Below are 26689 nucleotides of genomic sequence, written 5' to 3' on the forward strand. Positions count from 1 at the left end.
CGCGATGCGGCTGCGACGAAGGTGCGGTCAGCTGCCTGTCAGCGCATAGGCCGGCGGCACTGCTTCGGCCGTCTCCGCGGCCGCCGCGGCATCGGAATAGAAGCGCCACTTCGTCGGCCGGAAGGCGATGCGCCCGCCGAGCGCGACCGGCTGGTCGGCCGGCAGCTCGATCTCGACGCGTTCCCGACCGCCGCCGACGGCGAGCTCCACGCGCCGGTTGCCGGCGACGCGGCGCACGGCGGAGACGACGCCGGCGATGCAGCCGCCGCAGCCGTCGACGAGAACGACGTCGTGGGGACGGAAGTAGAGAGACCCCTGCCCGTCCGGCGCCCCGTCGGTCTTCAGCCCCGTCGTGCGGTCGTCGAGCCAGATCGTGCCGTGCTCGATCCGGGCGGGCAGCGCGCTCGATTCCCCGATGAAGCCATAGACGAAGGGCGACGTCGGCCGGTCGTAGACCTCGTCGGCGGTGCCCACCTGCTCGATGCGCCCCTCGCTCATCACGACGACGCGGTCGGCGAGTTCGAGCGCCTCCTCCTGGTCGTGCGTCACGAAGAGGCTGGTGTGGCCGGTGGCATCGTGGATCTCGCGCAGCCAGCGCCGCAATTCGCGCCGCACCTGGGCGTCGAGCGCGCCGAAAGGCTCGTCGAGAAGCAGCACCTGCGGCTCGATGGCGAGCGCGCGGGCGAGCGCCACGCGCTGGCGCTGGCCGCCCGAGAGCTGGTGCGGATAGCGCCCCTCCAGCCCCGTGAGCTGCACGAGATCGAGCAGCTCCGACGCCCGGCGGCGGATCTCCCGGTCCGACGGCCGGGTGGCCGCCGGCCGCACCTTGAGGCCGAAGGCGATGTTGTCCGCCACGCTCATGTGCCGGAACAGGGCGTAGTGCTGGAAGACGAAGCCGACGTTGCGCTCCTGCACGCTGCGGCGCGAGGCATCCTCGCCGCCGAAGAAGATGGCGCCGCGCGTCGGCCGTTCGAGGCCGGCAATGAGGCGCAGCAGCGTCGTCTTGCCGGAACCGGACGGGCCGAGCAGCGCCACGAGCTCGCCCGAGTGGATGTCGAGCGAGACGTCCCGCAGCGCCGGGAACTGCTCGAAGGCCTTGCTGACGTTTCGGATGGAAAGGTCCATGGCTCGCTCCTAATGCGGGGCCGCGGCGCCGGCGATGGCGTGGCCGTAGCGCATTTCGAGGATGGTCTTGAGGACGAGGGTCACGAGCGCCAGCAGGGCGAGCAGCGAGGCGACGGCGAAGGCCGCGACGAAATTGTACTCGTTGTAGAGGATCTCGACCTGCAGCGGCATCGTGTTGGTGAGGCCGCGCACGTGACCGGAGACGACCGAGACCGCGCCGAATTCGCCCATGGCGCGCGCGTTGCAGAGCAAGACGCCGTAGAGCAGGCCCCACTTGATGTTGGGCAGGGTGACGTACCAGAAGGTCTGCCAGCCCGAGGCGCCGAGCGCGATGGCCGCCTCCTCGTCGCCGGTGCCCTGCTCCTGCATGAGCGGGATCAGCTCGCGCGCGACGAAGGGGAAGGTCACGAAGATCGTGGCGAGCACGATGCCCGGCACGGCGAAGAGGATCTCGATGCCATGGCTCTTGAGCCAGGGCCCGAGCGCGCTGCCGGCACCGAAGAGCAGCACGTAGACGAGGCCGGCGATGACCGGCGAGACCGAGAACGGCAGGTCGATCAGCGTCGTCAGGAAGGCCTTGCCCTTGAACTCGAACTTGGCGATGGCCCAGGCCGCCGCGACGCCGAAGACGAGGTTGCAAGGCACGGAGATGGCGGCGACGAGGAGCGTCAGCCGGATGGCGGCGAGCGTCTCCGGCTCGGCCAGAGCCGCGAGGAAGACGCCGGCGCCCCTCCTGAACGCCTCGACGAAGACGATGACGAGCGGCAGGAAGAGAAAGAAGGCGAGAAAGGCGAGGGCCACGGCGATCAGGATGCCGCGGGCGAGCGGGGTCTCTGTCGTCGGCCGCAGCGGCACGGTGGCGGCGGGGGCGTCGATATCAAGCGCCATAGCCGAATCTCCTGCGGCTCCAGGCCTGCACGAGGTTGATGACGAGCAGCATCACGAAGGAGATGGCGAGCATGACCGCCGCGATCGCCGTCGCCGCCGGATAGTCGTATTCCTCGAGCCGGATGACGATGAGGAGCGGTGCGATCTCCGACACATAGGGGATGTTGCCGGCGATGAAGATCACCGAGCCGTATTCGCCGACGGCGCGCGCGAAGGCGAGCGCGAAGCCCGTCAGGATCGATGGTGCGAGGCCCGGCAGGAGCACGCGGGAGATGGTCTGCCAGCGGCGCGCGCCGAGCGTCGCCGCGACCTCCTCGACCTCGCGGTCGATCTCCTCCATCACCGGCTGCACCGTCCGCACGACGAAAGGCAGGCCAATGAAGACGAGCGCGATGACGATGCCGACAGGCGTGAAGGCGACCTTGAAGCCGAGCGCGACGAGCGGCGCGCCGATCCAGCCGTTGGGCGCGTAGATCGCAGTCAGCGCGATGCCGGCGACGGCCGTCGGCAGGGCAAACGGCAGGTCGACCGCGGCATCGACGATGCGTCGGCCGGGAAAGCGGTAGCGCACCAGGACCCAGGCCACGATGACGCCGAAGACGACATTGACCGACGCCGCGACGAGCGAGGCGCCGAAGCTGATCTTCAGCGCCTGAACGGTGCGCTCGTCCGTAGCGATCGCCCAGAACTGCGGCCACCCCAGAGACGCCGAGCGCCAGACGACGCCGGCGAGCGGGATGAGGACGATGAGCGAGAGATAGACGAGGGCGAAGCCGAGCGTCAGCCCGAAGCCGGGCAGGACGCTCGGCCGGCGCCAGCGCCAGCGGGGAGCGGCAAGCACGAGCGACATGTCAGCGCCTCGGCTTGTAGACCTGGTCGAAGATGCCGCCGTCGCCGAAGAAGCGCGGCTGCACCTCCTTCCAGCCGCCGAAGTCGTCGATAGTGACGAGCTTCACCTCGGGGAAGCGCTTGAGATCCTCAGGATCGGCGGCCTCCGGCTTGGAGGGGCGGTAGAAGTGCTTCGCCGCCAGCCGCTGGCCGACATCCGAATAAAGATAGTCGAGATAGGCCTCGGCGACCTTGCGCGTGCCCTTGGCATCGACATTGCCGTCGACGAGAGCGACCGGAGGCTCGGCCTTGATCGAGATCGACGGCACGACGATCTCGAAGGCGTCCGGCCCGAGTTCCTCGAGCGAGAGGAACGCCTCGTTCTCCCAGGCGAGCAGCACGTCGCCGAGGCCGCGCTGCACGAAGGTCGTCGTCGAGCCGCGCGCCCCGGTGTCGAGCACGGGCACGTGGCGGAAGAGTTCCGTGACAAAGGCCTGGACCTTGGCCTCGTCGCCGCCGAAGGCTTCGCGCGCGTAGGCCCAGGCGGCGAGGAAATTCCAGCGCGCGCCGCCCGAGGTCTTCGGATTGGGCGTGATGACCTCGACGCCGTCCTTCACCAGGTCGCCCCAGTCCTTGATCCCCTTGGGATTGCCCTTGCGCACCAGGAAGACGATGGTCGAGCTGTAGGGCGCGCTGTTGTTGGCGAGCCGCCCGCGCCAGTCCGGCGGGATCTTGCCGGTGCGCTGCGCGATGGCGTCAATGTCCGCTTCGAGCGCGAGGCTGACGACGTCCGCCTCGAGCCCGTCTATGACGGCCCGCGCCTGGGCGCCGGAGCCGCCGTGCGAGGTGCGGATCGTCACCGTTTCGCCCGTATCCGCCTTCCACTTCTCGGCGAAAGCGGCATTGAACGCCCGGTAGAGCTCGCGCGTCGGATCATAGGAGACGTTGAGGATGGTGGTGTCGGCGAGCGCCATACCGATGCCACCGAACTGGACCATGGTGGCGAGAGCGGCGGTGAACAGAAACGTGTTGCGGTTGGCCATGAGATGTCTCCGCACTTCCTAATCCCTATCGGATTAGTCGTGTATTGGAATTCAACTTCCCGCCGCGATCAAGTCCCTTCAATCTACAAAATATTATGTGCAACCGCCCGCCAGCCTAGCTTGCGAGGTGCCGCAGGCCGTCCGGCACCTCTTCCGCGAGGCTGTCAGCGATCGTGGTGCCGTCGAGAACCTCGCGTGTGGCCGTGGCGACGCGGGCGAAGACCCGGCGGATCTCGCAGGCTTGCTCGTCCCGGCAATCTTCGCAGCGCCGGTAGGCGATGCGGCTGAGGCAGGGCAGCGGCGCGATCGGCCCGTCGACGATGCGCAGGATCTCGCCGAACGTGATCTCGTCCGCCCGCTTCAGAAGCATGTAGCCGCCGAATTTTCCCCGGCGGCTCGCCACGATGCCGTGATGCTTGAGATCGAGGAGGATCTGCTCGAGGAACTTGCGCGGAATGCGCTCCTCCTCCGCGATGTCGCCGATCATGCGCGAGCCGCCCGGCTCGTCCGCCTTGGCGAGGGCGACGAGAGCTCTCAGGGCATATTTGGCCTTCTGCGAGATCATCGTGGCGTCGGATGCCTCCGGGCAGGTGCGCTCTGCGGGAGCGCACGATCCATCCTTATTCTCTATCGCTTCGGTCGTCTTTCGATCAAGGGGCCCGTGACCCGCTGGCGCGCCATCCGGGAACATAGGCGGGAGCCCGACCGTTGGATGGCGGAACAATGTCGAAGCCGCAGGAGGACGCGATGGATCCGCATTATGCAACGGGAAGCGGCAGCGCCGCTGCCGTCGGGCGCCATCCGATCCACCCTCTGCTCGTCCCCTTGCCCATCGGCCTGCTGATGGGCGCGCTGGTCGCCGACATCGTCTTTGCCATGACCCAGGATCCCTTCTGGGCACGAGGGGCCTATTGGCTGCTCGTCGGCGGTGGCGTCACCGGTGTCCTCGCCGGCGCCGCGGGCCTGGTGGAACTTCTCGGCGTCCGCCGCGCACGTCGGCTCGGCATCGCCTGGGCGCACGGCCTCGGCAACCTCGCCGTCCTCGTCCTGACAGGCGTGAACGTCTATATTCGGACGGGTGCCCCCGAGGCGGCCGTCGTCCCGGCTGGTCTCGCACTGTCCGCCGTCGTCGTCCTCGGCCTCGGCGTCACCGGCTGGCTCGGCGGCGAGATGACCTATCGCCACGGCATCGGCGTCACCCGCAGGCTCGGCGCTCCCCAGGAAGCTCCCCCGGGAACTCCCCAGGGACATCCGGCCGAATAGGCGCCGAGCCTCGCCGCGATCAACGCTCGGCAACGGGGTGACCGGAGTCCGCCATGGCCAATGTCAGCCTGTTGTCGACCGCCACCGCCGTCCCGCCCTACACCCTCTCCCAGGAGGAGATCGCGCGCGCCGCCTGCGAGGTCTTCGCCCCGCAGATGCCCGACTTTGCGCCGCTCGCCGCAGTCTTCCACACGGCCGGCATCACCAAGCGCCACGTCACGCGGCCCCTCCAGTGGTTCCTCAAACCGCGCGGCTGGGCCGAGCGTAACGCGGCCTATCTCGACATGGCCTGCGACCTTTTCGTGGAAGCCGCCGGGACCGCGCTCGCGAGGGCCGGGATCGCGCCGCAGGACGTCGGCACCGTGGTCACCGTCTCCTCGACGGGCATTGCCACGCCGACGCTCGAAGCCCGTGTCGCCGGTCGGCTCGGGCTGCGGCCGGATGTCGAGCGCGTGCCGCTCTTCGGCCTCGGCTGCGCCGGCGGCACCTCGGGCCTGTCGGTGGCGGCACGCCTTGCCGGCTCCCGCCCCGGCGAGGTCGTGCTCATGGTGACCGTCGAGCTCTGCAGCCTCGCCTTCCGGCTCGACAAGCTGACGAAGGAAAACATCGTCGCCACCGCCCTCTTCGGCGACGGGGCGGCCGCCTGCGTCCTCGCCGCGGACCGCGACGGGCTCGCCGTCATCGAGGCCTCGGGCCAGCACACCTGGCCGGACACGCTCGACATCATGGGCTGGAAGGTCGAGACGGAGGGCTTCGGGGTCATCTTCGACCGCTCGATCCCGCCCTTCGCCGAGGAGAATGCCGCCACCGCCATCGGTGCCGTCCTGGCGCGCGGCGGCCTGGCGCTCACCGACATCGACCGTTTCATCTGCCATCCGGGCGGCGCCAAGGTGGTCACGGCGCTGGAAGCCTCCCTCGGGCTCGCGCCCGGCAGCCTCGATGCGGAGCGCGACGTCCTCGCCGGCTACGGCAACATGTCCGCCCCCACCGTCTTCTTCGTGCTGGAGCGCATCCTCGCCCGCGGCCTGCCGCCGCGCGCCGCCCTCACCTCCATGGGACCGGGCTTTTCGGCGAGCTGCGTCGCGCTGCGCGCCGCATGACGCCGGCGGTCGTCATCCTCGCCCTCGTCACCGCCCAGCGGCTCGCAGAGCTGTGGCTCGCCCGGCGCAACACGCGCCGCCTCCTCGCTCGCGGCGGCCGCGAGCACGCGGCCGGCCATTATCCGCTCATCGTGCTGCTGCATGCCGCCTGGCTCGCGGGGCTCTGGCTCCTCGCCCGCGACGCGCCGCTCGCACTGCCCTGGCTCGCCGTCTTCCTTGCCCTGCAGGGGCTGCGCATCTGGATCATCGCGACGCTCGGGGAGCGATGGACGACGCGCATCATCGTCCTGCACGGAACGCCGCTCGTCCGCTCCGGCCCCTTCCGCCTCATGGCGCATCCGAACTACGCGGTGGTCGCGGCCGAGATCGCCGTGCTGCCGCTCGTCTTCGGTCTCGGCTGGTATGCGCTCGTTTTCTCGCTGCTCAACGCCGCCGTTCTCGCCATCCGCATCCGCGCCGAGAACGCCGCCCTGCGTTCGGTGGCCTGACGGCGGCTGCCTCAGCCGACCCGCGGCAGGCTGATGACCGCCCTGAGACCGCGCTGGCGGTTGGTGAGCACGACGTCGCCGCCATGATGGCGGGCGATGGCGCGGGCGATCGACAGGCCGAGGCCGACCCCGCCGGTCTCGCGGTTGCGCGAGCGCTCCATGCGGAAGAAGGGGGCGAAGACGCGCTCCACATCCTCGCGCGGGATGCCCGGCCCGTCGTCCTCGATGACGATATCGATGTTCTCGCCCGAGCGGTCGAGGTGGACACGCGCGCGCTCGCCGTAGCGGACGGCATTCTCGACGAGGTTGCGGATGGCCCGGCGCAGCGCGTCGGGCCGGCAGCGGTATCGGATCCTGGCGCCATCGACGAAGGTGACGTCCTGGCCGAGCTCGGCGAGGTCGTCGCACAGGCTTTCCACGAGCGCCGAGAGATCGACCGTGCGCGTCGCCTCGACGGTCGCTTCCTCGCGGGCGAAGGCGAGCGCCGCTTCCGTCATGGTCTGCATCTCGCCGATCGTGTTCAGCATCTTCTCCTGCACCTCGGTGTCGGAGACGAATTCGGCGCGCAGCCTGAGCGACGTCAGCGGCGTGCGCAGGTCGTGGCCGATGGCCGCGAGCATGCGCGTGCGATCCTCGACGAAGCGCTGCAGGCGCTCCTGCATGCGGTTGAAGGCAACCGCCGTCTGGCGGATGTCGTCCGGCCCGGATTCCGGCAGCGGCGGCACGGATTCCCCGCGCCCGAGGGCCTCCGCCGCAACCGCGAGCCGGCGCATGGGCCGGGCGATGCCGCGCGCGACGACGATGGCGATGACCGACAGCACCCCGGCGGTGATGGCGAGCGAGACCATCGACTGCGAGGTCCAGATCGAGCCCGGCATGGACTTGGCATAGGCCGCGTTGAGCCATGTGCCGGTGTCGAGCCCCACGGCGAGCCCCATGCCGTTGCCGTCGTCGAAATAGAGGAACTTCGCCGGCCGCGACAGCGGCCAGGCATGGGCCGGCAGGTTGACCCAGGGGCCCGGTGCGTCTGCGGCGATGGCGGCGATGTTGCCCGCCCTCACCTCCTCGACGCCCTGCGGCGTCGGCGGCGCCTTCGGGCGGCGCATCAGGGTCGGCAAGGGCGTGGCGAGCCGCCTCTGCGCGTCGCGCTGCCAGGCAAGCGTGTCCGCCGGCTCGTCACCCGAGACCCAGAAGCGCGTATAGGCCGTGGCGCTGGCGCTCAGGATGTCCTCCTTGAGCGAAGCGGGCGTCGCCTCGAGCACGCGGGCGAGCGAGGCCGCGCGGCTCAAGAACTCGCTCTTGGCCGCGGCCTTCAGCGCCTGGCTGCGCTCGTCCCAGGAGATCAGGAAGCCGATTCCCTGCGACAAGGCGAGCGCCAGCAGCATCAGGACGATGATCTGGGCAGCGAGGCTGCGCGCCCACAAGCGGCTCATGCCTCCTCCACTTCGGCGGCGAAACTGTAGCCGCCACCCCAATGGGTCTTGATCAGCATCGGGTTCTTCGGATCGGATTCGATCTTCTTGCGCAGGCGGCTGACCTGGTTGTCGATGCTGCGGTCGAAGCTCTCGGCCACGCGCCCCACCGTCAGGTCGAGCAGCTGGTCGCGGCTCAAGACCATGCCGACATGGTCGAGAAAGGCCTTGAGCAGGCGGAACTCGGCCGTGCTCAGGGCAATCGCGACGCCGTCCTCGCCGACGATCTCGCGCCGCCCGACATTGAGCACCCAGCGGTCGAAACGCAGCGTGCGCGCCTGCAGCCGGTCGCGCCGCTGCGGCGGCAGGCTGTTGACGCGCCGCAGCACCGCCTTGATGCGGGCGAGCAGCTCGCGCGGGTTGAACGGCTTCGTCAGATAGTCGTCGGCGCCGATCTCGAGGCCGATGATGCGGTCCGTCTCCTCCGCCATGGCCGTGAGGAGGATGATCGGCAGGTCGGTCGTGCTGCGCAGCTGCCGGCAGACGCTGAGCCCGTCCTCGCCCGGCATCATGATGTCGAGCACGACGAGGTCAGGCGCGCTGCGTTCGAGCAGGCGGCGCAGGGCAGCGGCATTCTCGGCCACGCTGATGCGATAGCCGTGCTGGGCGAGGTACTTGCCGACGAGATCACGGATGTCGCGATGGTCGTCGACGACGGCGATGTGCGGTGTCGGTTCCATGGAGCGCTCCACGCCCCCTAGATACGTTAGCCGGCCGCTGCCGCGCTCGAAAAAAGTGTAACAGAATGTAGCCGCACGAGCCCGAAAGCGGATCCGGGCCGGGCGCCTTCAGCAATCCGGCGGCACGTCGCTGTCCATGCGGCCCGGCTCCTGCAACCCGCGGCCAGCGATACATTTAGCGACAAAAAGGGCGGGCCCGCGGCAAAGTTCTGCGACAAGCCCTGCCCATCCTGCGGCCATCGATCGGCGGCCGCCATCCAGTCTTTCCCTCGCGGCCGCGTCTCCCAAGCCCGGTATCCGGGCGCACCTGCATGAATCGCGAGAGGAAACGGATGATCGCGCGAAGGATCGCCATCGCCACCCTTACCCCCTTGTTCCTCGTGCCGCTTCCCGCCGCGGCGCAACAGGCCGCCCCCGACGGCGAGCGGCTGTTCCGCACCCGCTGCGCCTCCTGCCACAGCACCGACCCCGGGCAGAACCGCATCGGCCCGCACCTCGCCGGCGTCCTCGGCCGCGATGCGGGCAGCATCGACGGCGCCCGCTATTCGCAGGCGCTCAAGGCGGCGGACATCGTCTGGGACGAAACCACGCTCGACAGCTATCTCGCGGACCCGCGCGGGCGCGTGCCCGGCACCACGATGACGGTCGCCCTGCGCAACGACAGCGAGCGCGCCGCCGTCATCGCCTATCTGCGCGACCTGCCGGCGGCGAAGTGAACCCGTGAACGCGGCCGCCGAATGTAACGGAATGTGTCGAGGAGCCCATTCCGTGACAGGCCGCGACAAAAGCCGTCGGCAGAGACAACCTTCTGCGACAGCTGCGCCCTAGGCTTCTCTCGTCAACCCTGGAGGAACCCATGATGAAGCACATCGCAGCGGCTGTCGCCGCCCTCGGGCTCGCCGCCTTCGCCACCGGAGCCCTTGCCCAGGGGCAGGGCTGCGCCTGGCAGGCGTCCGCCGGCGTGGACAAGGAGGCGCCGGCCCAGTCCGCCGCGGCCTCCACGGCCGACAAGAAGAGCTGATCGCGGCTCGGCCGGCACGCGCTTGTCGCCCACCGGCGCGTGCCGGCGCCCTCCGCCCTTTCGCCCGAAGGAGTCCTCCATGGCCCGCCTGACCATCAACGGCACTCAGCGTGACATCGACGTCGAGCCCGATACGCCCCTGCTCTGGGTGTTGAGGGAACAGGCCGGGCTGACCGGCACCAAATACGGCTGCGGTGTTGCCCAGTGCGGCGCCTGCACGGTCCATATCGACGGCGTCGCCACCCGCTCCTGCGTCATGCCGGTGAGCGCGATCGAGCCCGAGCAGCAGATCGTCACCATCGAGGGCCTGTCTTCCGACGGCTCGCACCCCGTGCAGAAGGCCTGGCTCGCCCTCGACGTGCCGCAGTGCGGCTACTGCCAGGCGGGCATGATCATGGCCGCCGCCTCGCTCATCGCCCAGAACCCGAGCCCGACCGACGCCGACATCGACGCCGAGATCACCAACATCTGCCGCTGCGGCACCTACAACCGCGTGCGGGCCGCCATCAAGGCCGCGGCCGACGGCAGCGCCACGAGCAACGGCTGAGGAGGCGAACCATGACGATCGTTCAGAGCGTATCGCGCCGCAATTTCCTCGTCGGCTCCGCCGCCGCCCTCGGCGGCCTGTCCCTCGGCTTCCACCTGCCCCTACCCGGCAAGGCGCTCGCCGCCGACGCCGCGCCCGAGATCAACGCCTGGGTGGTGGTGAAGCCGGACGAGACCGTGGTGATCCGCATCGCCCGCTCAGAGATGGGCCAGGGCACCCTCACCGGCCTCGCCCAGCTCGTCGCCGAGGAGCTCGATTGCGACTGGGCGCGGGTGACCACCGAATATCCGACGCCCGGCGAGAACCTCGCCCGCAGCCGCGTCTGGGGCAACTTCTCGACCGGCGGCAGCCGCGGCATCCGGGAATCGCACGACTACGTGCGCCAGGGCGGCGCCGCCGCCCGGCAGATGCTGATCGCCGCCGCAGCCACCGACTGGGGCGTGCCGGCCGGCGAATGCACGACCGACAAGGGCACCATCACCCATGCCGCGAGCGGCCGCTCGACCACCTACGGCAAGGTGGCGGACGCGGCCGGCCGCATGACGCCTCCCGCCGAGGTGACGCTGAAGGACCCGAAGGACTGGACCATCGCCGGCCAGCCGCTGCCGCGGCTCGACACGGCCGACAAGCTGACCGGCAAGCAGATCTACGGCACCGATCTCCAGCTCGACGGCATGCTGAACGCCGCCATCAAGGCCTGCCCGGTCTTCGGCGGCAAGGTCCAGAGCTTCGACGCGGCAGCTGTCGCCGACATGCCCGGCGTGCGCAAGGTGGTGCAGGTTGGCGAGACGGCGGTCGCCGTCGTCGCCGACACCTGGTGGCGCGCCAAGACGGCGCTCGACGCCCTGCCGATCGTCTGGGACGAGGGGCCGAACACGGGTGTCACCAGCGCCACCATCGCCTCGATGCTCGAAGAGGGGCTCGACGCGGACGAGGCCTTCATCGGCAACCAGGCGGGCAACGCGCGCGAGGCGCTCGCCGGCGGGGCGAAGACCGTCTCGGCCGTCTACGGCTTCCCCTACCAGAACCACGCCACCATGGAGCCGATGAACGCGACGGCCCTCTACACCCCGGAGAAATGCGAGGTGTGGGTGCCGACGCAGAACGGCGAGGCGAGCCTCGCCGCGGCGGCCGAGGCCTCCGGCCTGCCGGTCAACCAGTGCGAGGTCTACAAGATCCACCTCGGCGGCGGCTTCGGCCGGCGCGGCATGCAGGACTACGTCACGCAGGTCGTCCACATCGCCAAGGAGTTCCCCGGCACGCCGGTGAAGCTCATCTGGTCGCGCGAGGAGGACATGCTGCAGGGGCGCTACCACCCCGTCACGCAGGGCAAGCTCACGGGCACGCTCGATGCCGATGGCAACCTCACGGCCTTGCACATGCGCATCTCGGGCCAGTCGATCCTCGCCGCCGTCATGCCCCAGCGCATGCAGGACGGCATGGATCCGATCATCTTCCAGGGGCTCACGGCCGACAGCCCGGAAGGGCATCTCGGCTACACGATCCCGAACCTCCTCATCGATCACGCCATGCGCAACCCGCCGGTGCCGCCCGGCTTCTGGCGGGGCGTCAACCTCAACCAGAACGCCATCTATCTCGAGTGCTTCCTGGATGAACTCGCCCATGCGGCCGGGCAGGATCCCCTCGCCTTCCGCCGCAAGCTGATGGCGAACCATCCGAAGCACCTCGCGGTGCTCAATGCGGTAGCCGAGCGCATCGGCTGGGATGAGCCGGCGCCCGAGGGCCGCCACCGGGGCCTTGGCCAGATCATGGGCTTCGGCAGCTATGTGGCGGCGGCGGCGGAGGTCTCGGTGACGGATGGCCGGCTCAGGATCCACCGCATCGTCGCGGCGACCGATCCCGGCCACGCCGTCAATCCGGCCCAGATCGAGCGCCAGGTCGAAGGTTCCTTCGTCTACGGCCTCTCGGCCTGCCTCTATGGCGAATGCACCGTGAACGGCGGGCGCATCGAGCAGGAGAACTTCGACACCTACGACGTAATGCGCATGGCGGACATGCCGGCGGTGGAGACCATCGTCATGCCGTCCGGCGGCTTCTGGGGCGGCGTCGGCGAGCCGACCATCGCGGTCGCCGCGCCGGCCGTGCTCAACGCCATCTTCGCGGCGACGGGCAAGCGCATCCGTCAGCTGCCGCTGAAGAACCACTCGCTCGTGTGAGCGGTGGCGTCCGTGGCCACCACGCGCCATCGCCGCCTGATGCGTGGAGGGCTTGCCCTCCTCGCCGCCCTCTGGGCCGCAAGCCCCCACGCGGCCCAGAGGGCGCCGCTGCCGGCACCGCCCGGAGCAACCGCCTGCTCGGGCTGCCACGCGCCCGCGGGCAGCGGCCCGGTCCCGGGCCTTGCCGGCCGGCCCGCCGCCGAGATCGCGGCCGCCATGGCGGCCTTCCGCAGCGGCGAGCGGCCGGCCACCGTCATGGATCGCATTGCGAAGGGCTTTTCGGATGAGGAAGCGCGCGCCATCGCCGAGTGGATCGCGGCCGGGCCGTAGTACGGTCAGCCGCAGGACGGTGGTGGCGGGGCTCGCCGCCGGCACCGCCGCGCTCGCGGCCCCGCGCGTTCTCGCCCAGGCCCCGCCCCATGTCGCCGTCGTCGGCGGCGGCTTCGCGGGGGCGAGCGCGGCCCGCGCCCTGAAACGGCAGGGCACCGACATCCGCGTCACGCTCGTCGAGCCCAAGGCCCGCTACGCCGCCTGTCCGTTCAGCAATGCCGTCCTCGCCGGCCTGCGCGACCTCGACGCCCAGTATTTCGGCTATGACGGACTGAAGCGCGACGGCATCGACGTCGTTGCCGCGAGCGCAACCGCGATCGATGCCGAAGCCCGCCGGCTGCGGCTCGACGACGGTTCCGATCTCGCTTTCGACCGCCTCATCCTCGCACCTGGCATCGACCTGATGCTCGACGCCATCCCCGGCTACGGCGCCTCGGGCGCAGAGGTGATGCCGCATGCCTGGCAGGCCGGCGAGCAGACGGCGCTGCTGCGCCGGCAGCTCGAAGCCCTGGACGACGGCGGCCTCGTCGTCATCGCGGCGCCGGCCAATCCGTTCCGCTGTCCGCCCGGCCCCTACGAGCGGGCGAGCCTCGTCGCCCATTACCTCAAGGCGCACAAGCCGCGCTCCAAGCTCCTCATCCTCGACGCCAAGGACACTTTCTCGAAGCAGCGCCTCTTCGAGGAGGCCTGGGAGGAGCTCTATCCGGGCCTGATCGAATGGGTCTCGCTGTCCTTCGGCGGTCGGGTGACGGAGGTCGACGCCGCAACGAAGACGCTGACGACCGAGTTCGGCAGCCATCAGGCTGCCGTCGCCAACGTCATCCCGCCGCAACGCGCCGGCGCCATCGCCGCGGCCGCCGGCGTCGCCGACCGCACCGGCTGGTGCCCGATCGATCCCGTCACCTTCGAATCGCGGCTCCGGCCCGGCATCCACGTCATCGGCGATGCGGCCATCGCCGGCGCCATGCCGAAATCCGCCTTCGCGGCCAATGCCCAGGCGAAGGCCTGCGCCGCCGCCGTCGCCACCCTGCTCGCCGGCGGGCAGCCGGCTGCGCCGAAGCTCATCAACACCTGCTACAGTCTCGCCGCGCCCGACTACGGCATCTCCATCGCCGGCGTCTACGAGCCGCGCGAGGGCCTTCTCGCCGAAGTCGCGGGATCCGGCGGCGTGAGCCCGCTCGATGCCCCCGCCGATATCCGCGCCAGCGAGGCGGTCTATGCCGAAGCCTGGTTCGACACCATCACGGGCGAAGTCTTCGGATGAGGTGGTGGAACAGCCTTTGCGTGCTCGCGATGCTCGCCCCGCCTGCGGCGGCCGAGCCGCTGCGGCCTTACGTGGTGGAGGGTGACGCCATTACCCGCTCCCTCACCGGCCGCCCCGGCGATGCGGAGAACGGCCGGCGCCTCGTCATGGACCGGCACAGGAGCCTGTGCATCCTCTGCCATGCGGCACCCTTGCCCGATCCGCACCTGCAGGGAACCCTCGCTCCGACGCTCGCCGGCGCCGGCAGCCGCCTGAGCGAGGGGCAGATCCGCCTGCGCGTCGTCGACATGAAACGTCTCGTCCCTGACAGCATCATGCCGGCCTATTATCGCACCGGCGGGCTCGCGCAGGTCGCCGCCTCGTTCCGCGACCGGCCGATCCTGACGGCCGAGGAGATCGAGGATGTCGTCGCCTTCCTCGTCACGCTGAAGGAGTGAGTCATGCGGGACAAAGCGACCACCAGCGGCCTCCGCCGGCGCGACCTCGTCGCCGGCGGTGCGGTGCTGGCCCTCACGCTCGTCGCGCCGCGCACTGCCCGCGCCCGCCCCTCGCTGGAGGAGGCCATCCGCACCTTCACCGGCGGCGCCGACGTGAAGACCGGCCGGGTGCAGCTCGCGGTGCCGCCACTCGTCGAGAACGGCAATGCTGTCGGCCTCTCGGTCAAGGTCGAGAGCCCGATGAGCGAGACCGACCACGTGCGGCGCATCGCCCTGTTCAACGAGAAGAACCCGCAGGCAGACGTCGCGGTGTTCCACATCGGCCCACGGGCGGGACGCGCCGAGGTCGCCACGCGCATCCGCCTCGCCACCTCCCAGACCGTGGCGGCCATCGCCGAGATGAGCGACGGCAGCTTCTGGTCGCATCGGGCCGACGTGATCGTGACGCTGGCCGCCTGCGTCGAGGACCTCCTATGACCCGCGCCCTCATCAATGCGCCGAAGACGGCGCGCCGCGGCGAGATCGTCGAGATCCGCGCCATGCTTGCCCACCCGATGGAGACCGGCTTCCGCACGGGCACCATGGGCAAGGCGATCCCGCGCGATATCATCAACCGCTTCGTCTGCACCTGGAACGGCGAGGAGATCTTCTCCGCCGACCTCTTCCCGGCGATTGCGGCCAATCCCTATCTCGCCTTCACCGCGGTTGCGACCGACAGCGGCACCATCGCCTTCGCCTGGACCGGCGACGACGGCGAGACGCGCACCGCGGAGACGGAGATCACGGTGACATGACGGGGCGTGTGCCGCGTCTCCTCGCCGGCCTCCTTGCCGCCTGCCTTGCGGGCTCCTCGGCCCCTGCCGCCGACGTGGCCGACAAGCGCTCCGGCGCCGACTTCATGAGCCCCGAGAACCGCGCCATGCAGGCGGACGACATGAGCAATCCCGGCATGTTCGCGGTCCTCGACGGCGAGCAGCTATGGAACCGCCCCGAAGGTGCGAGCGGGCGCAGTTGCAGCGGCTGCCACGGCGAAGCGGCAACGAGCATGCGCGGCGTCGCCGCCCGCTATCCTGCGTTCGACGAAAGAAGCGGCCGCCCCATCGACCTTGCCGGCCGCATCGGCGAGTGCCGTCGGATGCGGCAGGAGGCCTCGCCCCTGCCGCACGAGAGCCCGGAGCTCATCGCGCTGACGGCCTATGTCGCCCACCAGTCGCGCGGCATACCGATCAGCCCGCCGCAGGACGAGCGGCTGGCGCCGTTCCGCGACAACGGCCGCCGGCTCTACGAACGGCGCATCGGCCAGCTCGACCTCTCCTGCGGCTCCTGCCACGACGCGCGCTGGGGCGAGCGCCTCGGCGGCAGCGTCATGCCCCAGGGCCACCCGACGGCCTACCCTCTCTACCGGCTGGAATGGCAGGCCGTCGGCTCCCTGCAGCGCCGCCTGCGCAACTGCATGATCGGCGTGCGCGCGGAACCCTTCGCCTTCGGCGCGCCGGAGCTCATCGAGCTCGAGCTCTACCTCATGGAGCGCGCGGCGGGCCTGCCCCTGGAGACGCCGGGGGTGCGTCCCTGAGGAAATGTTTGTCGAGATGTCGCAAGCCCGGGAACCGACATCTCCTGTGACAAATTCGGCCTCCGCCGGGCAAAATTCTGCGACGGCAGGCGCCGAGAATGCGGCCGCTTCATCACCGAGGAGCCGTCATGATGAGCCGCCTGCCCTTTCACGACGACGAGGCCTTCGCGAGCTGGTCCGAGATCAGCGACCATCTCGCCGCCAATCCCGTCGACACCGTGCTCAACACGCTCGTTCTCCTCAGCGTCGCCGGCCTTTTCGTCGTTGGTCTCTTCGCGGGCCCCAAGAGCGACTGGAGCCCGGCCCACGCGGAGCCGGCGAGCTTCTTCGGCCCGGCCAAGACCGACGAGAGCTGGCGGCCGGCGCCGAACAAGCAGGAACTCCTGTCATGGTCGTGCGAGGGCCGGTCCCCGCTCACGATCTGAGGAGACTGCGCCGTCCGGCCCGTCAGCAGGTGACGAGGTCCGTGTGCCCGAAGCCCCTGGAATAGTCGAGCACCGAGATGACTGTCGGCGTCAGCCGGAAGATGCGCACGTCGTCGGGCGTCGGCATGGGAAACGGCAACGGCCCCTGCTCGGGATATTTTAGCGGCAGGAGGCCGAGAACCTTCTCGGCTTCGGCCCGATCCGTCACGGGATGGGCATGGGCCGCCATGGAGAGACCCGAGATCGCCATCAGATCCGACGTGTCATGGTCGATCGTCAGCGACACCCGGTCGTCGGCAGCGAGGTTCGCCGCCTTCTGGCTGTCGGGCCCGCAGAGGAAGTAGAGGGTGAGGCCGTCGTTGACATAGCCCACCGTGGTCGCCTGGGGCCAGCCGTCCGGCCGGAGCGTGGCGACCGTCATGATGCGATGCTCGTCGAGCAAGGCCAGTATCGTCTTCCTGATCGCTTCGTCCATCGATCGCCTCCCGCGCTGAAGGGCATCGGCGAAAAACGAGCATAGCGGCCCCGCCTGCCCTCCCGCCTTGACCGGCATCAACCGGAATACGCGGCTCGCGGCGTCAGGCGATCACCGGCGCCACGCGGGCACCGAGCAGCGCAATCACATCCTGCGGGCTGAGCCGCACCTGCAGCCCGCGCTGGCCGCCGTTGACATAGATGCGCTCATGGGCGAGCGCCCGTTCCTCGATGGCGGCGGGCACCTTCCGCATCTGCCCGAAGGGGCTGATGCCACCCACCTTGTAGCCGGTAATCCGTTCCGCATCGGCCGGCTTCATCATCTGCGCCGACTTGCCGCCGAAGGCGGCGGCGAGCTTCTTCATCGACACCTCGTGGTCGGAGGGCACGATCACGCACACGGGCTTGCCGTCGACATGCGCCATCAGCGTCTTGAGCACGCGACCGGGCGCCTCGCCCAGGGCTTCGGCGGCCTGCAGGCCGGTGCTCTCGGCATCGGGATCATAAGCGTAGCTGTGCAGCGTGAAGGCGATGCCCGCCCCTTCAAGCATCTTCGTCGCGCGCGTCGCCTTCGACATCCGGGTCTCCTGCAGTGATCGGGGCGCCGGTCGGCCCATCCTTCGCGCGGCCGGCGGCGAGCCTCGCCCGAACCAGGCTGGCCGCCGCCGCGCCGGCCGCTTCCATATAGCCGGGGTCGCGGTGGAGCAGCACGACGGAGAAGGCCCCGTCGATGAGCAGGATGACCTGCCGCGCGAGCTGCCGGGCATCCGGTCCCTCGATGCCGGCCTCCACGAACACGCCGCACAGCCAGTCCTCCACCCGCTTCTTGTGCGCCCGGCCGGCGACGATGGCCGGGTGGCCCGGCATGTTGATGAGCTCCACCGACGTGCGCAGGAAGCCGCAGCCCTTCCACTTCGGGTGGCGCGCCGAGCGGGCGAGGTTCTGGAAGATCGCCTCCACTCGGTCGGCCACATCGCCCTTGGCCTCGTCGAACCATTGCCTGAACACGACGAGATTGGGCTGGTCGCGGGTCTCCAGATAGGCCGCGATCAGGTCGTCCTTGCTGCGGAAGTGATAGTAGAGCGTGCGCTTGGTGACGCCGGCCTTCGCCGCGACGGCGTCGACGCTGACGGCGCGGATCCCTTCGCCGTGGAAGAGCTTCACCGCAGCCTTGATGATGCGCTCGCGCGTCGTGACCGACCTTTCACCCATGCCCCAACGTATACCGACCAGTGAATATACACAACGCGCCCCGCCCCCTATCCTCCCGGCATGAACGAGCGAGCCCATTTTCCTTCTGTCGAGGACGGCGAGGCCTGCGAGATCGTCTGCACGGACGGCGTGCGGCTCGGCGCCCGCCTCTGGCCGGCGCGCGTAGACAGCGCCGGCAGCGTCATCGTCAATCCGGCCACGGGCGTCCTCGCGCGCTATTACCACCGCTATGCCCGCTTCCTCGCCGGGCACGGCTTCGAGGTGCTGACCTACGACTACCGCGGCATCGGCGCCTCGCGGCCCCAGAAGCTGAAAGGCTGCGGCTATCGCTGGCGCGACTGGGGCGAGCGCGACATGGACGCCGCCATCCGCCTGATGCACGCCCGCCGGCGGACGGGACCGCTGATGGTGGTCGGCCACAGCATCGGCGGCTTCCTGCCCGGCCTTGCGCGCAGCGCCCCGCTCATCGACCGGATGCTGACCGTCGGCGCCCAATATGCCTGGTGCGGCGATTATGCGCCGGAGCGGCGCCTCGCCCTGTTCCTTAAATGGCACATCGCCATGCCGGCCATGACGGCCGCCTGCGGCTATTTCCCCGGCCGCCGCCTCGGCTGGCTGGAGGACCTGCCGGCCGGCGTCGCCACCGAGTGGAGCTTCCGCCGCCCGCGTTTCGAGCAAAGCCATCCGCGGGCCGAGCGGCCCGACGTCCTCGCCCGCATGGCGGCGGTGACCGCGCCGATCCTCGCCGTCACCATGGCGGATGACGAATTCGGCACCGTGCCGGCGATCCGCCGCGCGCTCGGCTATTACACCGGCGCCGCGCGAACCGCCGTGCGTCTCGCCCCCGCCGATTACGGCCGGGAGGCCATCGGCCATTTCGGCCTGTTCCACGACAGCCACGCGTCGGGCTTCTGGCTCGACACGCTCCTGTGGCTGCGCGACGGCCGCAATCCCTGGCCCGGACGTGTCATTGCGGTCTGAACCGGCGCTGCGTCAGACGCCTTCCCAGGCCTCGCTCTTCGCCGACCGGTAGAGCGCGTCGAGAATGCGCATGTTGGTGACGGCATCCTCGATGCCGGCCGCGAACGGCGCGACGCCCCGCACGGCCCGGGAGAAGGCCTCGCCCTGCAGCGTGTACTGGTCTGAGGGCGCGATCGCGACGAAACGCGCCGCTGCATCGTCATGCGCAGCGCCGCTGTCGACGAGGATGCGCGTGCCCTCCCCCTGCGGCGCATTGAAGGGGATGCGGATCTCGATGCGCCCCTTCGTGCCGAGCACCTCGACGCGCTGGAAGGGCACGAGCTGGGTCGAGACCGAGAAGACGAGCTGGCGCCCGCCGCCGAAATCGGCGAGGCCGCTCGACAGACGGTCGGTGCCGAAGGCGGGGTCGCGCTCGAGAAGGCTGACGACGCGCTGTGGCTCGGCCTCGAACAGGTAGCGCCCGCTGACGACGGCATAGCAGCCGATGTCATAGAGCGCGCCGCCGCCGATCTCCGCCATGTTGCGGATATTGGCCGGGTCGGCGTTGAAATAGGAGAAGAGCACATTGACGAGGCGCAGTTCGCCGATCTCGCCGGCACGGACCATGTCGCGCACGGCGAGCCACTGCGGGTGATGGCGGATCATGAAGGCCTCGGCGACGAGGACCTTGTCCGCCACCGCCTCGAGCTGCCGTGCCTCTGCGGCGTCGAGCGCGATGGGCTTCTCGCACAGGACATGCTTGCCCGCCGCCGCGGCGGCGAGCGTCAGCGGCACGTGCAGGTGGTTGGGCAGCGGGTTGTAGACGGCTTCGATCTCCGGATCGGCCAGCAGCTCCTCGTAGGAGCCGTAGGCCCGCTCGATGCCGAGCGTCGACGCCATGGCGCGAGCCGCCTCGAGATCGCGCGAGGCGACCGCGACGACCTTGCACGAGGGGCTCTTCATCATGGCGGGCACGACCTTCTCCCGGCCGATCCTGGCCGTGCTCAGGATGCCCCAGCGAACAGGCTCCACGGACCCATCTCCCTTGTTGGCCACCCGCGCGTCAGGCGGCGCTCGCCGTCTCCGGCAGCCCCTTCCACAGCGCGCCGGCGGCATCTTCCTCGAGGGCCGGCGGCCGGTCCAGCGCCGTGGTGATGGCGATCGCCTGCCCGGTCGCGGCGGATTCGAGGATGCGGTGCATCACTTCGAGCACGTGCAGCGCGAGCCGTCCCGTCGAGCGGTGGGGCGTGCCGGCGAGCGCGGCGCTGGCAAGATCGGCGAGGCCGAGCGCCCGGTAGTTCGCCCGGTCCGGCATCTCCGGCGGCCAGTTGGGCGCGCGCCAGTTGGGTGCTCCGAGCGCCAGGGCGCCGGCATCGTGGCCCCGCCACTCGCCGCCCCGCTCGGTGGTCTCGACCACACCCCCGAAGAAGTTCGGGTCCGGCACGCGCATGGAGCCTTCCGTGCCGTAGAGCTCGATGGCGGGATGGCCGTGCTTCCACACATCCCAGCTCATGGTGAAGGTCACCTGGGCGCCGGAGGCGAATTCGATCAGCGCCATGACGCTCGTCGGCGTCTCGACGGTGATGCGCTCGCCCTTGCGCGGCGATTCCGCCGTCACGACCCGCTCGGGAAAACCGATGCTCGCCATGGCGAAGACCCGGGCCACGGGCCCCACGAGATTGATGAGCGCCGACAGGTAATAGGGCGCCATGTCGAGGATCGGCCCGCCGCCCGGCTTGAAGAAGAACTCCGGATCCGGATGCCAGTGCTCCATGCCGTGCGACATCAGGAAGGCGGTGCCGGACAGGATCCGCCCCACCGCCCCCTCGTCCACCAGCTTGCGGGCGAGTCGCCCGCCCGCGCCGAGGAAGGTGTCGGGCGCGCAGCCGAGCAGGAGCCCCCGCGCCTCGGCTTCGTCGACGAGCTTGCGCCCCTGCGCGAAATCGACCGCGAGCGGCTTCTCCGAGAAGACGTGCTTGCCGGCCTGGAGCGCCGCGAGCGAGACGCCGAAATGCGCGGCGGGAACGGTGAGGTTGACGACGAGGTCGATATCCTCGCTGGCAAGGAGCTGGTCCACGCTCATCGCCTCGATGCCGGCGGAGGCGGCCTTCGCCTGCGCCACCTCCGGCCGCATGTCGGCGCAGGCGCGCAGGGTGAGGCCGCGGTAGGCGAGGATGTTCTTCAGATAGATGCCGGAGATGACGCCGCAGCCGACGATGCCGACGTTGAGACTGGCCATGGCGATCACCCTTCGATGCCGTTGAGGAAGGCGAGGCTCGCCCGGGCCGTGCGGGCGGGATCGGCCGGCTTGTCGTGCTCCACCACCATCCACCTGGCGCCCGCCGCCCGGCAGACACGCCACAGGTCGCGCCAGTCGAGGACGCCCGCGCCGACGTCGGCCCAGCCGTCCTGATCCTCGTTCTCTCCGGCCGGTGCGATGTCCTTGACATGGGCGGCGGTGATCCGGTTGCGGTAGCGCTCGATCCAGGGCTTCGGGTCGACATGGCCGCGCACCAGCCAGGCGACGTCCACCTCCCACGTCAGCGGGCTCGCGCCGGCGCCCTCGAAGAGAAGTTCGAGGGCCGTCGTCGGCCCCGCCTTCGGCTGCAGCTCCCAATGGTGGTTGTGATAACCGAGGCGGATGCCCTCCTTCGCGAAGCGCTCGGCCATCTGTCCGAGTTCGCGGCCGACGGCGCGCCAGCCCTCCGCCGCCATGTCCCGGTCCTCCGGCGGCACCGCCGGCATGTAGAGATCGGTGATGCCGAGGGTGCGGCAGGCCTCGACGACGGCCTCCGGCCGCTCGCGCAGGGCCGCGAGGCTGACGTGGCTCGACGAGGCGGCGAGCCCTCGCGCGTCGAGCTTGGCCTTGACGCGCGCGGCGTCGTCGAGTTGCGAGCCCACGGTCTCGACCCGGCGGTAGCCGGCCTCGGCCGCCGTATCGAGGATGCGGTCGAGGTCTTCGAGCGAGCGCAGGGTGTAGAGCTGGATCGACAGGCAATCGGTGACGGACATGAGAGCCTCATGCATAGCGGAAAGGCCGGCGCGGAACGCCCGCGCCGGCCGAGGGAGGGTTCACAGGCGCTCGCCGGTATCGGCGGCGAAGAGGGAAGCCTGTTCGGGATCGAGGCCGAGGCCGACGCGCTCGCCGCGCGTGATCCGGCTCGTCCCGGTCGTGCGCACCTGCAGGGTATGGGTGCCGTCGGAGCACCACAGCACCGTGTCGGCGCCCATCGGCTCGACGATGTCGACGCCGAAGCCCTGCCAGAGGCCCGCCTCGGCGAGCGCCAGATGCTCCGGCCGCACGCCGAGCACGACCTCCTGGCCGACGGGCGGCGCGCCGTTGAAGGCATAGCCGGCGAGCGGCAGGCGCAAGGTGCCGGCGACGAAGGACAGGCCGCCGCCCTCGGCCTCAAGCCGGCCGTTGAGGAAATTCATCTGCGGCGCGCCGATGAAGCCGGCGACGAAGAGATTGGCCGGCCGGCCGTAGATCTCGGCGGGCGAGCCGATCTGCTGCACCTTCTGGTCGCGCATGACGACGATGCGATCGGCCAGCGTCATCGCCTCGATCTGGTCGTGGGTGACGTAGATCATCGTCGCCTTGCCGAGGCGCGCGTGCAGGCGCTTGATCTCGACGCGCAACTCGTTGCGCAGCATGGCGTCGAGGTTCGACAAGGGCTCGTCGAAGAGGAAGACGGCGGCATCGCGCACGAGCGCCCGGCCGATGGCGACGCGCTGGCGCTGGCCGCCGGAGAGCTGGTCCGGCCGCCGGTCGAGCAGGTGGCCGATCTGCAGGAGCTCGGCCGCCTGGGCCACCCGGCGCCCGATCTCCGCCTTCGGCGTCTTCGCCATCCTGAGGCCGAAGGACATGTTCTCGCGCACGCTCATGCGCGGGTAGAGCGCGTAGGACTGGAAGACCATGGCGATGCCGCGGTCCTTCGGCTCCTCCCAGGTCACGTTGCGCCCGCCGATGAAGATCTGGCCGTCGGCAACGTCGATGAGACCGGCGACGGCGTTGAGCAGCGTGGACTTGCCGCAGCCGGAGGGGCCGAGGAGAACGACGAACTCGCCCTCCTCGATGTCGAGCGAAAGCCCGTCGAAGACGCGGACCGCCTCGAAGGCGACGGAGACGTCACGGATGGAGACAGCCGACATGGATCATCCTTTCACTGCGCCGGCGGCGATGCCGCGGACGAACCAGCGCCCGGAGACGAAGTAGACGACGAGCGGCACCAGCGCCGCGAGCATGGTGGCGGCCATGTCGACGTTGTAGGCGCGCTCGCCCTGGGTGGAGTGGACGATGTTGTTGAGCTGCACGGTCATCGGCAGGTTTTCGCGGCCGGCGAAGGTGAGCCCGAAGATGAAGTCGTTCCAGATGCCGGTGACCTGGAGGATGGTGGCGACGACGAGCATCGGCACCGACATCGGCAGCATGACGCGCAGAAAAATGGTCCAGAAACCGCCGCCGTCGATGCGCGCCGCCTTGAACAGTTCGATCGGGATGCCCGCGTAATAGTTGCGGAAGAGCAGCGTCATCGTCGGCAGGCCGAAGATGACGTGCACCAGCACGATGCAGGTGAGCGAATTGTAGATGCCCATCTGCGAGAAGATGCGCACCAGCGGATAGAGGAACACCTGGTAGGGGATGAAGGCCCCGATGAGCAGCACGCCGAAGAGGACGTTCGCCCCCTTCACCCGCCAGAACGACAGGGCGTAGCCGTTCACCGCGCCGAGCGCGATGGACAGGATGACCGACGGCACGAGGATGCGCACCGAGTTCCAGAACCCGACGCTGATGCCGTTGCAGTCGAGTCCCGTGCAGGCCGACGACCAGGCCTTGCCCCACGCTTCGAGGGTCGGCGCCATGGGCAGCGCAAGGATGTTGCCGAGCCGGATCTCCTCCATCGGCTTCAAGGAGGTGATGAGCATGATCCACAGCGGCAGGAGGAAGAAGACCGCCGCCGTGAGGAGGAAGGCATAGAGGCCGATGCGGCCGGGCGTGAGGCGGCGCGGCCGCGGGCCGCTGGGCAGCGACGCGCTCATCAGCGCCTCCCCTTGCTGCGCACGTAGCGGGCGTAGATCCACGGCGCGATGATGATGACGACGGTCACCAGCATCAGCGTCGCGGCGGCGGTGCCGAGCGCGATGTTGTTGCGCTCGAAGAGGTGGTCCATGACGAACTTGGCCGGCACTTCGGTGGCGATGCCGGGCCCCCCGCCCGTCATGGCGACGACGAGGTCGTAGAGCTTCACCACGCTGATGGCGAGGAGCACGGTGGCGGTCACCACCATCGGCCGCAGCAGGGGCAGGACGATGGAGAGGTAGTAGCGCCAGGGCGGCACGCCATCGACGCGCGCGGCCTTCCACAGGTCCTCGTCGATGCCGCGCAGGCCGGCGAGGAGGATCGCCATGGTGAGCCCCGCCCCGTGCCAGATGCCGGCGATGACGAGGGTGTAGATCGCCATCTCCTGGTTGACGAGCCAGTCGAAGGTGAAATTGGAAAAGCCCATGTCGCGCACGAGCTTCTCGAGCCCGAGGCCGGGGTTGAGGAACCACTGCCAGGCAACGCCCGTCACCACGAAGGACATGGAATAGGGAAAGAGGAAGACGGTGCGGAAGGCGCCCTCGCCCCTCACCCGCTGGTCGATGAAGACCGCGAGCAGGAAGCCGAGCACGAGGCAGCCGGCGATGAACAGGACGCCGAAGATGACGGTGTTCTGTGCCGAGACGACGAAGCGGTCGTTGACGATCAGCCGCTCATATTGCGCGAGGCCCACGAAGTCGAACTTCGGCAGCAGCGTCGAGCTCGTGAAGGACAGCCGCACGGTCCACAGCATGCAGCCGACATAGACGACGAGCACGATGAGCGCCGTCGGCACCAGGGCGAGCGCGGCGGGAAGGCCTCGTCCGATGCGCGGGCGTGCCGCTGGCGCCGCGGCGCCGGTCGCGGCGGCACGGACGGTGACGGTAGCCATGGGACCTCCTCCCGGTTCCGCCCGCCTCCCGGAGGAGCGGCGCGGCGGCCTGCGTTGGCAGAGGTTGGAACGGGCGTGAGGCCGGTCCGGGCGATGGCCGGACCGGCGCCGCGGGTCAGCTTGCGCTGCGCATCGCCGTGACGACCTTCTCGACGAAGGCGTCGGCCGACATGGAGGACGTGTTCCAGTACTGGGTGATGGCGTCCTGCATGGCACCGGTGAAGTTCGGCGTGCTGATAATCTCCGTCGCCTCGACCTGGTTGGCGGGATCCTTCAGCACGGCGTGGGACTTCTGGGCGCAGGCATCCATGCTCGACACGTCGACATCGAGACGCACGGGGATGGAGCCCTTCTTCTTGTTGAAGGCGAGCTGGGTCTCGGGGTCGAGCAGCACCGCCGCGAGCTTCTGCTGCGCCGCCTGGGCGCCGGCGTCCTTGGTCACCGGGAAGACGAAGACGTCGCCGCCGATGACGAGCTTGCCATCACCGACGATCGTGCAGCCATATTCCTTGCCCGCCGTCTGGCCGGCGGCGATGAACTCGCCCTTCGCCCAGTCGCCGTTGAAGTGCATGGCCGCCTTGCCGGTGATGACGAGCGAGGCGGCATCGTTCCAGTTGCGCCCCGGGCTGCCGGGGTCGACGAGGCCGCGCATCTTGCCGTAGAGCTCGGCCACTTCCTTGAACTTGTCGCTCTTGGCGGCCTCGACGTCGCGGGCGCCGAAGATCTTGCGGAAGAGGTCCGCCCCGCCGTGGCCGACGAGGACCGCGCTGAACAGGTTGCGCTCCCAGGTGGGCTGGCCGCCGAGCGCGATCGGGATGATGCCGTTGGCCTTCAGCTTCTCGCCCGTCTCGATGAGCTCGGGAAAGGTCTTCGGCGGCTCGAGCCCGGCGTCCGCAAAGACCTTGGTGTTGTAGAACATCCAGTTCTGGCCGTGGATGTTGACGGGCACGGCGTAGAACTTGCCGTCGCGAACGCTCGCCTCGATGATCGGCTTCGGCATCAGCTCGCGCCATTTGCCGGCCTCGGCGATCGCCTCGACGTCGATGAGGAGGCCGTTCTCGATGAGCTCGTCGAACTGCTTGCCGGTGTTGAACTGCGCCATGGTCGGCGGATTGCCGCCCACCATGCGGTTGACGGTCGCCGCACGGGCGTTGACGCCGCCGGCGATGGCATTGTCCACCCAGGTGCCGCCGCCCTTGGTATAGGCGTCGGCGAAGACCTTGACCGCGGCGGATTCCCCGGCCGAGGTCCACCAGTGCATCACCTCCGCCTTCTCCTGCGCGAAGGCGGACGTGCCGCAGAGCAGAGTGACAGCAAGCGTGCACGCTGAAAGGCGTGAGAACGAGCCCATGGCTTCCTCCCAGAAGCGTTGCGATCGACGTTTGTAATCGATTACATTTTTTCAGCAGG

Annotated in this window: 32 protein-coding genes; 15 read left to right on the top strand and 17 right to left on the bottom strand. The window is 69.6% G+C overall.

Annotation, left to right across the window (positions count from 1 at the left end; all coding sequences use genetic code 11):
• Nucleotides 1–27: 27 nt before the first annotated feature.
• The 5 genes from AL346_RS19140 to AL346_RS19160 all read right to left on the bottom strand — a co-directional run bounded on the left by AL346_RS19140 (nucleotide 28) and on the right by AL346_RS19160 (nucleotide 4449).
• On the bottom strand, nucleotides 28–1125 hold the full coding sequence (locus tag AL346_RS19140) for a sulfate/molybdate ABC transporter ATP-binding protein (protein ID WP_019404334.1): 1098 nt from the start codon (nucleotides 1123–1125) through the stop codon (nucleotides 28–30).
• Between the two features lie 9 nt (nucleotides 1126–1134).
• Nucleotides 1135–2013 carry a sulfate ABC transporter permease subunit CysW gene (gene cysW / locus AL346_RS19145; protein ID WP_019404335.1) on the bottom strand — a complete coding sequence of 293 codons (879 nt, stop codon included), beginning with the start codon at nucleotides 2011–2013 and terminating at the stop codon, nucleotides 1135–1137.
• Nucleotides 2003–2863: a sulfate ABC transporter permease subunit CysT gene (cysT, locus tag AL346_RS19150; RefSeq protein WP_019404336.1), complete on the bottom strand. Its 861-nt coding sequence runs from the start codon at nucleotides 2861–2863 to the stop codon at nucleotides 2003–2005. The genes cysW and cysT overlap by 11 nt, the downstream gene beginning before the upstream one ends.
• Nucleotide 2864: 1 nt before the next feature.
• Nucleotides 2865–3884 carry a sulfate ABC transporter substrate-binding protein gene (locus AL346_RS19155; protein ID WP_019404337.1) on the bottom strand — a complete coding sequence of 340 codons (1020 nt, stop codon included), beginning with the start codon at nucleotides 3882–3884 and terminating at the stop codon, nucleotides 2865–2867.
• 115 nt (nucleotides 3885–3999) lie between these two features.
• Entirely contained in the window at nucleotides 4000–4449 is a 450-nt protein-coding gene (locus AL346_RS19160) for an Rrf2 family transcriptional regulator (RefSeq protein WP_019404338.1), read from the bottom strand.
• A 182-nt stretch (nucleotides 4450–4631) separates the two neighbouring features.
• Here AL346_RS19160 and AL346_RS19165 point away from each other — a divergent pair, with 182 nt between their 5' ends.
• From AL346_RS19165 to AL346_RS19175, 3 genes are read left to right on the top strand one after another with little or no spacing between them, the layout of a single operon-like run.
• Nucleotides 4632–5147, top strand: a complete 516-nt coding sequence (locus AL346_RS19165) for a DUF2231 domain-containing protein (protein WP_156332808.1) — start codon at nucleotides 4632–4634, stop codon at nucleotides 5145–5147.
• 53 nt (nucleotides 5148–5200) lie between these two features.
• Complete coding sequence (locus AL346_RS19170; RefSeq protein WP_019404340.1) at nucleotides 5201–6247, top strand: type III polyketide synthase; 1047 nt, start codon at nucleotides 5201–5203, stop codon at nucleotides 6245–6247.
• Nucleotides 6244–6735, top strand: a complete 492-nt coding sequence (locus AL346_RS19175; RefSeq protein ID WP_019404341.1) for an isoprenylcysteine carboxyl methyltransferase family protein — start codon at nucleotides 6244–6246, stop codon at nucleotides 6733–6735. Before AL346_RS19170 ends, AL346_RS19175 begins: the two co-directional genes overlap by 4 nt.
• 11 nt (nucleotides 6736–6746) lie before the next feature.
• Here the strand turns inward: AL346_RS19175 and AL346_RS19180 are convergent, their stop codons facing one another.
• Together AL346_RS19180 and AL346_RS19185 are read right to left on the bottom strand one after the other, a co-directional pair.
• Complete coding sequence (locus AL346_RS19180) at nucleotides 6747–8168, bottom strand: ATP-binding protein (protein ID WP_019404342.1); 1422 nt, start codon at nucleotides 8166–8168, stop codon at nucleotides 6747–6749.
• The gene (locus AL346_RS19185; RefSeq protein WP_019404343.1) at nucleotides 8165–8887 is read right to left on the bottom strand and encodes a response regulator; all 723 of its coding nucleotides are present in this window, start codon (nucleotides 8885–8887) and stop codon (nucleotides 8165–8167) included. Before AL346_RS19185 ends, AL346_RS19180 begins: the two co-directional genes overlap by 4 nt.
• A gap of 332 nt (nucleotides 8888–9219) precedes the next feature.
• On the opposite strand from AL346_RS19185, the gene AL346_RS19190 reads away from it, so the two are divergent.
• The 11 genes from AL346_RS19190 to AL346_RS19235 all read left to right on the top strand — a co-directional run bounded on the left by AL346_RS19190 (nucleotide 9220) and on the right by AL346_RS19235 (nucleotide 16661).
• Entirely contained in the window at nucleotides 9220–9603 is a 384-nt protein-coding gene (locus tag AL346_RS19190) for a cytochrome c family protein (RefSeq protein WP_019404344.1), read from the top strand.
• 140 nt (nucleotides 9604–9743) lie between these two features.
• Complete coding sequence (locus AL346_RS25200) at nucleotides 9744–9908, top strand: hypothetical protein (RefSeq protein ID WP_019404345.1); 165 nt, start codon at nucleotides 9744–9746, stop codon at nucleotides 9906–9908.
• Between the two features lie 79 nt (nucleotides 9909–9987).
• Nucleotides 9988–10455 carry a (2Fe-2S)-binding protein gene (locus AL346_RS19195; protein WP_019404346.1) on the top strand — a complete coding sequence of 156 codons (468 nt, stop codon included), beginning with the start codon at nucleotides 9988–9990 and terminating at the stop codon, nucleotides 10453–10455.
• 11 nt (nucleotides 10456–10466) lie between these two features.
• A complete protein-coding gene (locus tag AL346_RS19200; protein WP_019404347.1) occupies nucleotides 10467–12632 on the top strand; it encodes a xanthine dehydrogenase family protein molybdopterin-binding subunit in 2166 nt (721 codons plus the stop codon).
• A 39-nt stretch (nucleotides 12633–12671) separates the two neighbouring features.
• Nucleotides 12672–12962 (top strand): c-type cytochrome, encoded by a 291-nt coding sequence (locus AL346_RS19205; RefSeq protein ID WP_026015510.1) that lies wholly within the window; start codon nucleotides 12672–12674, stop codon nucleotides 12960–12962.
• Between the two features lie 22 nt (nucleotides 12963–12984).
• On the top strand, nucleotides 12985–14226 hold the full coding sequence (locus tag AL346_RS19210; RefSeq protein WP_019404349.1) for an FCSD flavin-binding domain-containing protein: 1242 nt from the start codon (nucleotides 12985–12987) through the stop codon (nucleotides 14224–14226).
• Nucleotides 14223–14663, top strand: a complete 441-nt coding sequence (gene soxX, locus AL346_RS19215; protein WP_050996761.1) for a sulfur oxidation c-type cytochrome SoxX — start codon at nucleotides 14223–14225, stop codon at nucleotides 14661–14663. Before AL346_RS19210 ends, soxX begins: the two co-directional genes overlap by 4 nt.
• Before the next feature lie 3 nt (nucleotides 14664–14666).
• A complete protein-coding gene (locus AL346_RS19220) occupies nucleotides 14667–15140 on the top strand; it encodes a SoxY-related AACIE arm protein (RefSeq protein WP_019404351.1) in 474 nt (157 codons plus the stop codon).
• Nucleotides 15137–15457, top strand: coding sequence for a thiosulfate oxidation carrier complex protein SoxZ (gene soxZ / locus AL346_RS19225; RefSeq protein ID WP_019404352.1), 321 nt, complete (start codon nucleotides 15137–15139; stop codon nucleotides 15455–15457). The genes AL346_RS19220 and soxZ overlap by 4 nt, the downstream gene beginning before the upstream one ends.
• Entirely contained in the window at nucleotides 15454–16236 is a 783-nt protein-coding gene (gene soxA / locus AL346_RS19230) for a sulfur oxidation c-type cytochrome SoxA (RefSeq protein WP_019404353.1), read from the top strand. The genes soxZ and soxA overlap by 4 nt, the downstream gene beginning before the upstream one ends.
• Before the next feature lie 128 nt (nucleotides 16237–16364).
• Entirely contained in the window at nucleotides 16365–16661 is a 297-nt protein-coding gene (locus AL346_RS19235) for a hypothetical protein (RefSeq protein ID WP_019404354.1), read from the top strand.
• Nucleotides 16662–16683: 22 nt separating this feature from the next.
• Here the strand turns inward: AL346_RS19235 and AL346_RS19240 are convergent, their stop codons facing one another.
• From AL346_RS19240 to AL346_RS19250, 3 genes are all read right to left on the bottom strand, one after another.
• Complete coding sequence (locus tag AL346_RS19240; protein WP_019404355.1) at nucleotides 16684–17136, bottom strand: pyridoxamine 5'-phosphate oxidase family protein; 453 nt, start codon at nucleotides 17134–17136, stop codon at nucleotides 16684–16686.
• Between the two features lie 103 nt (nucleotides 17137–17239).
• The gene (gene ybaK / locus AL346_RS19245) at nucleotides 17240–17713 is read right to left on the bottom strand and encodes a Cys-tRNA(Pro) deacylase (RefSeq protein ID WP_019404356.1); all 474 of its coding nucleotides are present in this window, start codon (nucleotides 17711–17713) and stop codon (nucleotides 17240–17242) included.
• Nucleotides 17679–18347 carry a TetR/AcrR family transcriptional regulator gene (locus tag AL346_RS19250; RefSeq protein ID WP_019404357.1) on the bottom strand — a complete coding sequence of 223 codons (669 nt, stop codon included), beginning with the start codon at nucleotides 18345–18347 and terminating at the stop codon, nucleotides 17679–17681. The genes ybaK and AL346_RS19250 overlap by 35 nt, the downstream gene beginning before the upstream one ends.
• Before the next feature lie 60 nt (nucleotides 18348–18407).
• On the opposite strand from AL346_RS19250, the gene AL346_RS19255 reads away from it, so the two are divergent.
• On the top strand, nucleotides 18408–19328 hold the full coding sequence (locus AL346_RS19255; RefSeq protein ID WP_019404358.1) for an alpha/beta fold hydrolase: 921 nt from the start codon (nucleotides 18408–18410) through the stop codon (nucleotides 19326–19328).
• A gap of 12 nt (nucleotides 19329–19340) precedes the next feature.
• Here AL346_RS19255 and AL346_RS19260 read toward each other — a convergent pair whose 3' ends face one another.
• The 7 genes from AL346_RS19260 to AL346_RS19290 all read right to left on the bottom strand — a co-directional run bounded on the left by AL346_RS19260 (nucleotide 19341) and on the right by AL346_RS19290 (nucleotide 26630).
• Nucleotides 19341–20339 (bottom strand): Gfo/Idh/MocA family protein, encoded by a 999-nt coding sequence (locus AL346_RS19260; RefSeq protein ID WP_019404359.1) that lies wholly within the window; start codon nucleotides 20337–20339, stop codon nucleotides 19341–19343.
• Between the two features lie 31 nt (nucleotides 20340–20370).
• Complete coding sequence (locus AL346_RS19265; protein ID WP_040405479.1) at nucleotides 20371–21546, bottom strand: Gfo/Idh/MocA family protein; 1176 nt, start codon at nucleotides 21544–21546, stop codon at nucleotides 20371–20373.
• A 5-nt stretch (nucleotides 21547–21551) separates the two neighbouring features.
• Nucleotides 21552–22319: a sugar phosphate isomerase/epimerase gene (locus tag AL346_RS19270; protein ID WP_019404361.1), complete on the bottom strand. Its 768-nt coding sequence runs from the start codon at nucleotides 22317–22319 to the stop codon at nucleotides 21552–21554.
• A 60-nt stretch (nucleotides 22320–22379) separates the two neighbouring features.
• Entirely contained in the window at nucleotides 22380–23459 is a 1080-nt protein-coding gene (locus AL346_RS19275; protein ID WP_019404362.1) for an ABC transporter ATP-binding protein, read from the bottom strand.
• 3 nt (nucleotides 23460–23462) lie between these two features.
• On the bottom strand, nucleotides 23463–24347 hold the full coding sequence (locus AL346_RS19280) for a carbohydrate ABC transporter permease (RefSeq protein ID WP_019404363.1): 885 nt from the start codon (nucleotides 24345–24347) through the stop codon (nucleotides 23463–23465).
• Nucleotides 24347–25279 (bottom strand): carbohydrate ABC transporter permease, encoded by a 933-nt coding sequence (locus AL346_RS19285; RefSeq protein WP_019404364.1) that lies wholly within the window; start codon nucleotides 25277–25279, stop codon nucleotides 24347–24349. Before AL346_RS19285 ends, AL346_RS19280 begins: the two co-directional genes overlap by 1 nt.
• Before the next feature lie 115 nt (nucleotides 25280–25394).
• The gene (locus AL346_RS19290) at nucleotides 25395–26630 is read right to left on the bottom strand and encodes an ABC transporter substrate-binding protein (protein WP_019404365.1); all 1236 of its coding nucleotides are present in this window, start codon (nucleotides 26628–26630) and stop codon (nucleotides 25395–25397) included.
• Between the last annotated feature and the right edge of the window lie 59 nt (nucleotides 26631–26689).

This window comes from Chelatococcus sp. CO-6, from assembly GCF_001271345.1.
Classification (GTDB): Bacteria; Pseudomonadota; Alphaproteobacteria; order Rhizobiales; family Beijerinckiaceae; genus Chelatococcus_A; species Chelatococcus_A caeni.